The sequence below is a fragment of the Helicobacter sp. 13S00477-4 genome, from assembly GCF_002272785.1.
In the GTDB taxonomy this organism is placed as follows: Bacteria; Campylobacterota; Campylobacteria; order Campylobacterales; family Helicobacteraceae; genus Helicobacter_J.
In genome coordinates this window covers 43584-55814 of the sequence record NZ_MLAS01000007.1, presented here as the reverse complement: position 1 = coordinate 55814, position 12231 = coordinate 43584, and the positions used below count along the sequence as shown (strand labels likewise).

Sequence of the window (12231 nt, the reverse complement as noted above, 5' to 3'; positions counted from 1 at the left end):
ATTTCAAAAGGAGTCTGTCATAGAAGAAATATTTTATATGATTGTTGTAGGACTTGGAATATCGATATTTATTAATTTATTTTTAAAAAGAATTAATATGCCTGTGATCATTGGTTATATCCTCACAGGTGCAATTATTGTATATTTATTTGGCATAGGTAGTTCAACAACACTTTCTGAAATAGCAGATTTGGGGATTGTGTTCTTGATGTTTATGATAGGATTAGAATTTAGCTTTGATAGACTCACATCAATGAAACAAGAAGTATTATTATTTGGAATTTTACAAGTTGTGATGACAACATTGCTATTTTTTACATTGAGTTATTATATTTTTGGATTTGCATTTGTTTTGTCTTTGGTGATTGGTATGGCATTTTCTCTCTCATCTACTGCTATCGTGTTAAAACACTTTGAAGAAAACAAAGCACTCAACTCTATTGTAGGTAGAAGTGTTACAGGGATTTTGATCATGCAAGACATTGCCATAATACCTATTTTATTAATATTAGCTCTTGTGAGTGATAAAGATTTAAGCTTGGGAAATATGTTACTCAAAACATTTATTTCTGCATTGATTGTTTTAGCAGTACTTTTGATTCCAGGAAGGCATTTTGCTACACGGATTCTAAATCTTGCTGCAAACACACGTCTTAGAGAACTATTTATCGGCACTATTTTATTGATAGTTTTAGGGGCTGCAAGCATCAGCCATTATTTTGGATTTTCAATGTCGCTTGGAGCATTCATTGCAGGGATGGCTATTTCAAAATCACGCTATAAATACCAAGTTGAAGCAGATTTATCAAACTTCAGGGATATTTTACTTGGTTTATTTTTTGTCAGTGTAGGCATGCAGGTAAATTTCAGCTTTTTAATGAGTAATTTTTTTGCTATTATCCTTTTGCTTTTCTTGGCAATGGGATTAAAAATTGGGCTTATTTATTTGATTTTAAAAATTTTTAGAAGTTCTCAAAGTTCTATCAAAACAGCATTATCACTATCTCAAATAGGAGAATTTTCATTTGTAATATTTTTAAATGCTCATACCAATCATCTTTTTGATTTGCAAACCAACACTGGAATATTGTCCTATCTAGAAAAAAAGGGGATGATTCATATTATCCCTAACGATATCCACCAATTTCTTATTTTGATGGTTATTTTTTCAATGCTAGCAACACCTTTTATCCTAAAAAATCTCCGCTCTATTTCAGGCTTTATCCTTAAAAAACATATCAATTATGGACTCAAGAAAGATAGCGGGATTCCTATACCCACCACTCTAACAGACTACATTATTATTGTAGGCTATGGCACATTTGGGACAGAAGTTGCAGGGATTTTAAAACAAGATCATAAACCATATTTAGCCATAGATTACGATACAACCAAAGTAATATTGGGAGAAAAAATAAAAGATAATGTGATTTTTGGCAACATCACTCAAAGAAATTTCTTAGAAAAACTCAATCTAGAAAATGTGAAATGCATCATCATTACCATAGACAATACCAGTATTATCAAAGCTATTTGTGATAGAATTTTAGATATTGTGCCAAATATACGAATCATTGCCAAAGTTGATTACGAAACAGAAGAAAAAGAACTCCATAAAATAAATGTTAATAGCATCAACAGCAGACATGAAATTGCTATGCAATTAGTTCGATATGCTACAGATGACAAAAAAGGAAAAAAATGTTAAAACATACACAACACCATTGGGATTTAAGTGCTTTGTTCAAAGACACAAAAACACTACAATCTCATTTAGAAAAACTCAAAAAAGCTTCAATAGCTTTTGAAAAAATTTTTTCTGACATATTAGAAAATACACCAAATTCAGATTTTGAAAAAATAATCACTGAATATGAGAACCTGATTGAAGGTATATCAAAAGCTATGACTTATATCTTCTTAATCTTTGCTTCAGATACTTCAAAGGGTGATTTTTATGCCAAATATGAATTGATGATCAATGAAATTGAAAAACATATTGTCTTTTTTGAAATCCAATTCTGTCAACTGGATTCTAAAAAACAAACAAGCATCATTGCCAAAACAAAAAAATATGCTTATTACCTAAAAAATCTCATCGCAAAAAAAACCCATCAATTGAGCCTACCTGAAGAAAAAGTGCTTTTAGCGACTTCTCCTGTAGGAGTTCATGCTTTTTCAAGGCTATTTGATGAACACCTAGCTTCACTCAAAATCCCTTATAAAAAACAAATTTTAAGTGAAGAAGAAATTTTAGCCCTCCTGCATCAAGGAGACAGGAAAACAAGAAAACGAGCTCAAAAATCTTTCAGTCAAGCCCTAGAAAGTTCAAGCTTTTTGCTAGCTTATATTTTAAATATGGTTCGTAAAGATTTGCATATTCAAACCAAACTAAGAAACTATCAAAAAAAAGAATCCTTCCGACATATCGACAATCAAATCAGTCAAAAAAGTGTCGATAGCATGATAAATATTGTAAATGAAAACTTCTCTTTAGTGCATCGCTATTATAAAATCAAATCAAATATTTTAGGCTATAAGCTTAAAGATTATGATCGTTATGCACCCATCTCAACACAAAATCAAAATATCACTTATGAAGAATCCATAGAATCAGTACTCAAAACCTTCAAAGATTTTTCCCCAAAATTTTATGAAATCGCCTCAAAGGCAATCAAAGAAGGTTGGATAGATTCACACCCAAAAGCCAATAAAAGGGGTGGAGCCTTTAGTCATGGTGCAGTACCAAGTGTCCATCCTTATGTTTTACTCAACTTTACAGGCAACAGAAGGGATGCATTTACGATTGCTCATGAATTTGGACATATGATCCATCAAGAATTGAGCAAAAATAAAGGTTGTTTGAATATGGATACTCCATTAACAACAGCAGAAACAGCTTCAGTTTTTGCCGAAATGCTTTTATTTGATAACCTCAAAAAAGACTTATGTGCTTCAGAACTCCGTGCCATTTATGCAGCAAAATTAGAAGATATTTTTTCAACACTTTTCAGACAAATTGTGATGACAAATTTTGAACGTAGGATACACCAAGAGCCTGATGAGCTTAAAATTGAAGATTTTGATAAAATCTGGCAAGAAGAAAATGAAAAAATGTTTGCAAATAGCTTGAAACTCACCAAAAATTATCGTCGTTGGTGGAGCTATATCCCTCATTTTATCCATTCACCTTTTTATTGTTATGCTTATAGCTATGGTCAATTATTGGTTTTAGCTTTATTTGGCTTATATAAAAATGGCAAAAACAAAGATTTTGTCAAAATCTATACTGAATTTTTGAGCAAAGGCGGGAGTGAAAGCCCAAAAGACCTGATCGCAAAATTTGGATTTGATATTGAAGATGATGCTTTTTGGAAAATTGGAATGGAAGAAGTTGAAAAAATGCTTAAAGAGTTTGAAGGGCTGATTTAAAATGGATATTCTAAAAAACTATGATAAATTAAGCGATAAACATTGCATCGAATATATAAATTTTTTGTGTGAAAATGATATTCACTTTTCTATTTTATGTGATTTTACTTCAGTTAGTTTTGACCCTATTTTGCCTGAGGAAATTTCTAATAAATTTAGCCCTTTGATTTGGTTTATATTGGCTGGATATACCTTTGAAAGTATTAAAAGTTTTCAAGATTTGATTACATTTGAAGCGGGTTTTGGACAAGATAATATTGGGAGTATTGTAACTGTTCTTATCAAAGGTATTATGCAAATCATCATCAAAAGCAAACGAGACGAAGATATTATATTATTCAACCGCTATGCTCTAGATACAATACTTGAAATAAAAAATACTGATTCGATACAAGACTCTATGGAAGCCATCTTATCAAATCCAAAAAATAGGAAAATTATCAAAAATCTCCAAAAAAATTCAAAAAATTAATATTATAAATATTAAGGATTAAATTATGCAAAAATGGGGATATAGCAAAATTTATGAAGGGCAAAATGGTGCCTATCCAATCTCAATTCGAGGTATGCCTACAAACTATACATATCAAATGTTTAACCATACAGATTCTTTCAGTGATTATATTGCAGCCTCTCCTTCTTTGTGGTGGGGAGATGGTGTTATTATCCCAAAAAATAAACCTTTTTTAAAATCCCATCCAAAATCTATGACCATAACATTTGGAGAACTAGAAAAAAAACTTTCAACTTCACCACTCGATGCGATTGAATTAATCCAAACACTCTCAAAAGATGGATTCAATGCACAATTTATATTATTTCCAGGCAAAACACATAGAAACTCAATCCCTGATGCCCTCAAAATCACATTAGAAATTTTAGAAAATCAAAGAGAATAACACCATATTGATTTTCTAATCTAAAAAATCATTCTGTATCCTTTGCATAAAGGCTGATATTTTTATAATGCATTTCTTTATCAAGATTTCGTAAGGTTTTTTCATAAATTTGATTCAAAATATTTTTAATACTATCTTGATAATTATCCTTAGAGACTAAATGCGTTTCAGTCTTACCCATAAAGCCACCTGAATTTGTCCTAGAAACATTTACATAATGCTTCTTAGAATGTATTTCTGATAAATCAATATTAAATCCATATAAAATTTTTAATTTTTTAGGTTCCAAAAAATCAACCCTCAAAAATCCCAAAGATTTATCAATCCCTTCTTGAAAAAAATCTTGACCCTTTGAATTCACTCCTATTTCTTCAAGAATATCAATTCGACCTACAATCTCAACTATCAAAGAATGTTTCTTTTTTGCCTCATTAGGGATATTATTTTTATCAGAAACTTCCAAAATATCATACCCTTCAATTGTAAGCAAAGTTTTTATTTGGGATTTCAAAGATTTTCTGAATTGTTCTTGGTATTGCAGATTGATATTTTTGCTAAAAGTAATTTTTGGTTCTTCCAATATCAATATATGATTATTTTTTTCTTGTTTATCTCGATTACTTTGATAATAAAAATTTAAACTTATTTTATCAGCTTTAGAGTCAGGGGTAGCGCAACCAATTAAGATGATATAAATACCTACTAAAAACGCTATTGATATATTTTTCATTGATAACTCCTATTAGATTTTCAAAAATCATAACCTCCATTTTAAAACCAATTTGTTTAATATGATAATTTAAATTATTCTTTTTACTTCAATATTTTTATCATTAATGTAAATATAAAAATACATTTTTAATCCTAATGCTAATGGGAGATTTTATAATGATGTTTAAAATTCCATGATCCCTGCAAGAAAAATAATCCTGATTTCTTCCCTACCAAAATGACTATAAATTTTTTTACCCAATGCCCTACCTATTTCTTCTTGAGTAAAAATTCTAAACAAACCATAATCTTTCCTCCCACTAACTTGTTCTTTTTCACTTAGCAACAATGATGTAGCTGCATATTTATTGCAATCAAGATAATAAAAATCATCAAAACCTTCTTCAAGCAACATATCTACAATGCTATCTTTAAGCTTAACATCAGAATAGATTTCAAGCAAAATCATCAAAAATCCTTAAAATTTAATCTTTTTAGCGAGCATCCTGAACATAGGTGGTAAGAGTAACAATGTTAATGCACTTGATGTTACCAATCCCCCCAAAACAACAATCGCCAAAGGTTTTTGGACTTCAGAACCTACGCCATGAGAAAGCAACATTGGCACCAATCCCAACCCAGCAATAAATGCAGTCATCAAAACTGGACGCAATCTTCTTTTAGCTCCTATAACAACTGTTTCATCAATCGTTTTCCCTTGTTTTATTAATTCTTTAAAATACCCTATCATTACTACACCATTGAGTACAGCAATACCAAAAAGAGCAATAAATCCGACACTTGCCGGTACAGAAATATATTCTCCGGATAAAAATAACGAAATCAATCCTCCAGTGATGGCAAAAGGAATATTAAGTAAAACCAATAACGCCAATGGAATACTCTTAAAGGTAAAAAATAAAATAAAAAATATAACTAAAATGCTAATAGGTATCACTGTAGCTAATCTAGCATTGGCTCGCTGTTGATTCTCAAACTGTCCACCATAAGTGATAAAATAATTTGGGGGTAACTTGATTTCTGCAGCTATTTTGGCTTTAATCTCATCAACAAATCCTCCCAAATCTCTATTGATTACATTACTCCTCACTAAACTCATCCGCCTACTATTTTCACGAATAATCATTACAGGACCATCAATCTCACTAAAATTTGCTATAGAAGTGATAGGAACAGCATACCCTCTATCTGAAGCCATTTCAAGACTTTTGAGCTTGGTTATATCTGTAGCAATATCGCTATTTTGTCGTATCATCACAGGAATCCTTGCAGCTCCCATAGGTATATAATCAATAATCAAGCCTTCCAAAGAGGATTTCATAAATTTTGAAAATTCATCACTAGTAATCCCAACATTTGCCATTGCATGTCGTTCGGGGTCTATGTAAAGATAATTCACCCCTTGATTTAATGCAGTGAAAACCTCACTAGCACCTTCCACCCCACTTATCAAATCTGCAATTTGCGAACTCAATTCATTGAGCTTATCAATATTATCACCAAAAATCTTGACCACAAGTTCACCACGTGAACCTGTCAACATCTCTGAAATCCTCATATTGATAGGTTGATTGAAAAAAAAGTCAATACCTTTAAAATCCTTTAATGAATCTGATATCTTAGCAAGTAATTGAGCTTTATCTTTAACTTCCCATTCATCTTTAGGTTTAAAAGAAATAAATATATCACTTTGATTGAGTCCATCAAGATTCAAACCTAACTCATCTGAACCCGTTCTCCCAACAATAGTTTTGACTTCAGGGACATCTTGAATTATCTTTTTCTCAATCTTTAAAACCAACTCCTTAGACTGATTTAAAGAAATTGAAGGAGTTGTTTCGACATTCAAAACTATATCACCTTCATCTAATGTTGGCATAAAAGCTTTACCTACAAAAGGAAAAAGAGACAGACTCGCAATAAGAAACACTACAGCACCTAAAAACATTATTTTAGAATGATTGAGTGAAAAAGACAACATTGGCTCATAAATGCGATAAAAAAATCTTGTTAAAAAAGTTTCTTTGTGTTCTTTGCTTTTTAAAATCATTGAACTCACAACAGGTATCACGCTTACAGAAAGTATCAAAGAACCAATCAAAGCAAATACAATGCTTGCTGCCAATGGACCAAACATTTTACCTTCAAGCCCTTCAAGAGAAAGGATAGGTACAAAAAAAATGATGATAATCACAATCCCACTGACCACAGACACTGATATTTCTTTACAAGCCCTATACATCGCATGGAGTTTAGTAGTTGATTTATTCGTGCTAAGTTTTTCATAAGCATTTTCAACAACCACAACAGCAGAATCTACGAGTATACCAATAGCTATCGCAAGCCCCCCTAAACTCATCAAATTTGCACTGATGCCATTCAATCGCATCAAAATAAATGCAAAAGCCAAAGACAGAGGCAATATAACACTCACTGCAATTGCTGCCCTCAAATCCCCTAAAAATAAAAATAAAGTGATGATGATCAAAACAATAGCTTCAATCAAAGTTTTTGAAACATTATCTACAGCCTTTTGGGTCAATTCAGATCGATCATAAAATGTATTGATTTGGATATCTTTGGGTAAAAATGGCTTCAATTCTTGAAGTTTTTCTTTGATATGGATAATCGCTTCCCTTGAATTAGCTCCTTTCAAAGAAAGCACAAGTCCCTCTGTAGTCTCACCCTCTCCATTTTTTGTCACAAAACCAAGTCTAGTGCGATAATTTGAAACCACATTAGCAAAATCTCCAATATGAATGAATCCGGTTTTTGTCGGGATGGTAATATCTTTTATTTGTTCCTCATTAAGTGCTGCTGTTTGTATCTTGACTAAAAAAGTTTCCCCATCCCTATCAACCCTACCAGCCCCATCATTTTTTAGATTTGACTCTAGTGCATTTTGAAGATCTGAAATTGAAATCCCAAGCCTAGCCATATCGTTAAAATCAGGAATAACAACAATAGCTGCAGCATACCCTCCCAATGAATTCACATCAGCTACTCCCCGAATTGTCCGTAATGCAGGACGAATCACAAAATCAAGCAACTGTCGCTTTTGCACTTCAGGCAAATCCCCATCAATAGTGAACATAAACATATCTGAAAGTGGGGTTACAATAGGGGCTATCCCTCCTTCAATGCCATGTGGTAAATCTGGCAACACCATAGCAAGTTTTTCATTCACCATATTCCTAGCTAAATAAATATCAACTTTATCATTAAAATCTATTGTAATATCAGCAACAGAATATTTTGATGTACTCCTCAAAGATTTCTGCCCTTGCAATCCTAAAAGCTCCATTTCCAGAGGACGAACCACGCGATTTTCTATTTCCTCAGGAGACATACCCGGTGATTTTAAGATGATTTTAACCTGAGTAGAAGAGACATCAGGAAATGCATCAATAGGGATAGAAATAAAACTATATACCCCAAAAAATAATAAAATAAATGCACAAATTAAAACCATAAGCCTTTGTCGCAATGAAAATTCAATGATCTTAGCTAACATCAATCACCACCCACATCATTGATAATACCCTTAAAAGCAATCAATGAGCCTGCAGCTATCTTATCGCCAATCTTAATATCCTTATCACTGATGACAAATAAATTGCTACGTTCTTCAATAATATTTACTGGTGTGGGTATAAAACCATCTTTTGTCTGAACAAAAGCCAAATAATCTTTTCCGTTTTTGATCAAAGCATTTGAAGGAACAACTAGTGAATTTTTTGGCTTTATCCCTTCAATATAAACATCAATAATTTCACCCACCCTAAAATTTCCTTCTGTAAGCAAAGCAGTTGCTAAAATCGTATTTGAAGCTCTATCAAGCACAACAGATACAGATTGGATAGTGCCAATTTTTTTACCATTTTCATCAAAAACTTCAGAGCCTTTTTTAATATATTTAGAAATACTTACTGGGAGTTTTATCCTAGCTAGCAAATCATCATCTTTTGATATCCTAATATATGGTGTAAAAGCAGGGATTTTTTCCCCTGTATTTTTTGGAGCTACTGATAAAATACCACTTTCTTTAGCAATCACTCTAAAACCATATTTCCCTTTAGGTTTCTTAGGATCAATACCAAAGATTTGCAAAGTAGATTCTATTTGCCTGACTTTAAGTTCCATTTCATTGCTGGCTAAATAACTCGTTTGGTATTCTCTTTTTGAGATGACACCCGCCTTATAAAGTTCTTTATCTTTGTGAGTAATATCTTGGGCAACTTTGAGCTTATTTTGAGTATTTTGAAGCTCAAAATACAGATTACTCAAATCAATTGAACTTAATTCTGCTATTACATCTCCCTCTTTAACACTTTCTCCTTCTCGTTTATAAAGTGCCACCACAATCGCATCAAAACTAGAACTTTGTGTTGTGGAACTTTTGTTATCAAAATCTATATAAGCATTAAAAGGTAAGCCTTTACTCAAGGTGCTATCATCGACTTTAATAACCTTAATACCTAGTTCATCAAGCTGCTGTTTTGATATTTTGATAGGTTCATATCCCCATGACAATGAAAAAAATAAAATAAAAAATAACCAACCCTTCATCACTTCTCTCCTATATCTGTTAAGCTTTTGCCTAATGTTTCTTCCAATAATGCAGTTGTATTGATATAATCAAGCTTTGCATCTGCAAGCCCAATAAGGGCATCCATATAAGAATTTTGATAAACTAGGTATTCAAATAAGCCTATTTTTTGGGATTCATATGCAATTTTTCCCATTTCCATTAGGTGTTTTTTGTTTTGAATATTCTCTTTTTGTATCTCAATATATTTTTGTTTATTTTTGAGTTGATTGATATAAGAATTTGCTTTTATCCTAATATTCCTCTTAGTGACTTCATTTTGCTTGAGTGCTCCGGACTCAAGAGCCATATATTTTCTTTTTAAATGTGTGTTTTTTGGTGTCACAGGCAAAGGAATCTGAACTTTCAAAGAAACATTTGTAGAAGAATTACTATTCTCTACGCCTGCACCAATCTCAAAAGTATTGAATCTATCTCTATTAGCAAGCTTAGCGTTTGTATGATAATCCTTAGCACTCAAATCAATAATATCAACATACAAAGATTCATCAAGCATCTGACTCAAACGATGTTTTTGAATCTCAACATACTCAAAATCTAATCCTGAAATCTTAATACTGTGTTTATCATCTAAAAATACATTAAAATCTTCATACTCTGAATCGGTATTAGCAACACCTAAAATCGTATCAAGTATTTTTTCTAAATCAATAAGAGTAGATTTTACATTTGTCTTTGCTAATTTTGACTCCAAAAAAGAATTTTTGAAATTGATATAATCTTTTTCAGACATACTCCCAGCATTGACTTTTTGTTTTGCGATTTGGAGTTGAGAAAGGTAATTATTTTCCCGTTGAGTATAAATATTATATTTTTCTCTTGTGATCAAATAACTCAAATAGAGTCGCTTTGAAGCAATAAAAGTCAGATTTTTACTCAGCTCATAGCTCTTTTTGTACTGCAGTGTCTTGATGTGCAAACTCTGATAAAGCATTGTGCTTACCCAAGGTAGCTTGGGTATCAACATCAAAAGAGCCGTTGTTTGTGGCTCTACCCTACCCTGAGAATTTTTCACCATTGATACATCAGTCTCAACATAAGGATAATCCCAAGAAATCAAAGACCTTTGTTCTTCAAGCAAACTATCATATTGAGCTTTTTTGCCAATAAGATCAATTGAATTCCTCTCAACTGCCTTAACAAAATCTTCTAAATCAAACTCACTTCCAAAAGCACCCCCCATCAATATACATAAAAATAAACCTATTTTAAAGCTCTTCATCAAAACCTCAATTCTATTTTTCCTATGAGTATTAAACAATATCTCCATTATATTTTTGTCAAGATTGTATGATTAAAACTTAAAACCTAACCAAATTTTAGCAATGTTATTCTTATATCCACTACTATCATCAATATTGATATAACCAAAAGAAATATTTGCCCTTGCAAAATCAACTCCTGCCAGAGCATTGAATTGACCCTGCAGGCTATTTTCATTTTTTCCCCCATACCCACTCAAGCCATATTTAAGTCCTAAAGAATATCTGCCTCTATATTCATACCTAAAAGTAACATAACCCGTCTTCGCTCCACCTCCATATATAGCAGTATTATATTCCAAGGGGCTATCATCAGAATAGATGGGTAAATTGTTTGTAGAATTTCTTTTATCATTTTGTATATAGCCGATAGAAAAATCCCAATTTTTATATTTCACATTTTCTTGTATCTGCCATAAATATCCTGTTATACTCCCCATACTTCCGGGTATATAACACTCAAGGCCAGCTACCACAGCCAAAGAAGGATCTTGGCAATATTCACTGGACTGCTCACTCGCATTCACAAAAGCATAATGCAAAAGTGTTTTTATTTTCCAATTATCATAGCCCCATTCCCAAGACCCCTTCATGCCCAATACATACAATAATGTATCAAAATAATTATAATAAGCATTGAAATTAAGGGAGTCATTCTGATACATCATATCTAAAAAATAATTATTCTTAATTTTATAGCCTTCATAATTTTGATACCACTGCTTGATATATCCATAAGAAACATTTTCTTGGGCATTTGCATAAGCTTGCTTATCAAACCAACCTGCACTGATTTCCCAACCCTTAAATCTATCAATCACTACATTCACACCCTCTACATAATCCCCTATCCATTCTAAATTCAATGGAAACCTACCTGCAACCAAGTAACCCCAAGAATTTTTATAACGACCATAAACAGTGTGTAAAACAAAATCTGTACTGGTATACCTAAAATCTTTTGCTTCATCATTATTTATCCTAAAACCTATGCCTATTTCATCATTCATTATATTTGAATACATATCTTTATTTTTCACCTTATGCAAAAGCCCAATACCGCTCACACCAATAGCAAAATCAAACCCAAAAGCAGGCATACTTTTAACCCCAAGAGAACCAAAAAAATTTGTATATCCTCCCCTAAGATGACTTTGCCCATATTTACCAAAACCACCTGAACTAAAAAATCCAATCTGAGTGTCAAAAAGTTCAAGATAACTCTGTGCATTCGCAGAAATAACCAAAAAGCAAACCTGCCCAATCAATCCTATCCTACAAGCACATCCCATCTTCT

At 32.2% G+C, this 12231-nt stretch carries 10 protein-coding genes; 4 read left to right on the top strand and 6 right to left on the bottom strand.

Features of this window, described 5'->3' with window-relative positions; translation table 11 throughout:
• The first annotated feature begins 37 nt into the window (after positions 1 to 37).
• The 4 genes from BKH44_RS04715 to BKH44_RS04700 are packed head-to-tail and all read left to right on the top strand — an operon-like array spanning position 38 to position 4331.
• Positions 38 to 1708 (top strand): cation:proton antiporter, encoded by a 1671-nt coding sequence (locus BKH44_RS04715; protein WP_095270546.1) that lies wholly within the window; start codon positions 38 to 40, stop codon positions 1706 to 1708.
• The gene (locus BKH44_RS04710; RefSeq protein WP_095270543.1) at positions 1702 to 3432 is read left to right on the top strand and encodes a M3 family oligoendopeptidase; all 1731 of its coding nucleotides are present in this window, start codon (positions 1702 to 1704) and stop codon (positions 3430 to 3432) included. Before BKH44_RS04715 ends, BKH44_RS04710 begins: the two co-directional genes overlap by 7 nt.
• Position 3433: 1 nt before the next feature.
• The gene (locus BKH44_RS04705; RefSeq protein ID WP_095270540.1) at positions 3434 to 3904 is read left to right on the top strand and encodes a hypothetical protein; all 471 of its coding nucleotides are present in this window, start codon (positions 3434 to 3436) and stop codon (positions 3902 to 3904) included.
• Positions 3905 to 3929: 25 nt separating this feature from the next.
• Positions 3930 to 4331, top strand: coding sequence for a hypothetical protein (locus tag BKH44_RS04700; protein ID WP_095270537.1), 402 nt, complete (start codon positions 3930 to 3932; stop codon positions 4329 to 4331).
• A 28-nt stretch (positions 4332 to 4359) separates the two neighbouring features.
• Here BKH44_RS04700 and BKH44_RS04695 read toward each other — a convergent pair whose 3' ends face one another.
• The 6 genes from BKH44_RS04695 to BKH44_RS04670 all read right to left on the bottom strand — a co-directional run bounded on the left by BKH44_RS04695 (position 4360) and on the right by BKH44_RS04670 (position 12226).
• On the bottom strand, positions 4360 to 5061 hold the full coding sequence (locus BKH44_RS04695; protein WP_095270534.1) for an HpaA family protein: 702 nt from the start codon (positions 5059 to 5061) through the stop codon (positions 4360 to 4362).
• Positions 5062 to 5226: 165 nt separating this feature from the next.
• Positions 5227 to 5511: a DUF3240 family protein gene (locus BKH44_RS04690; protein WP_095270531.1), complete on the bottom strand. Its 285-nt coding sequence runs from the start codon at positions 5509 to 5511 to the stop codon at positions 5227 to 5229.
• A 9-nt stretch (positions 5512 to 5520) separates the two neighbouring features.
• Positions 5521 to 8577, bottom strand: a complete 3057-nt coding sequence (locus BKH44_RS04685) for an efflux RND transporter permease subunit (RefSeq protein ID WP_095270526.1) — start codon at positions 8575 to 8577, stop codon at positions 5521 to 5523.
• Positions 8577 to 9632: a biotin/lipoyl-binding protein gene (locus tag BKH44_RS04680; protein WP_095270524.1), complete on the bottom strand. Its 1056-nt coding sequence runs from the start codon at positions 9630 to 9632 to the stop codon at positions 8577 to 8579. The genes BKH44_RS04685 and BKH44_RS04680 overlap by 1 nt, the downstream gene beginning before the upstream one ends.
• The gene (locus BKH44_RS04675) at positions 9632 to 10855 is read right to left on the bottom strand and encodes a TolC family protein (protein ID WP_257842597.1); all 1224 of its coding nucleotides are present in this window, start codon (positions 10853 to 10855) and stop codon (positions 9632 to 9634) included. The genes BKH44_RS04680 and BKH44_RS04675 overlap by 1 nt, the downstream gene beginning before the upstream one ends.
• A 111-nt stretch (positions 10856 to 10966) precedes the next feature.
• On the bottom strand, positions 10967 to 12226 hold the full coding sequence (locus BKH44_RS04670) for a hypothetical protein (RefSeq protein WP_095270520.1): 1260 nt from the start codon (positions 12224 to 12226) through the stop codon (positions 10967 to 10969).
• Positions 12227 to 12231: the final 5 nt, after the last annotated feature.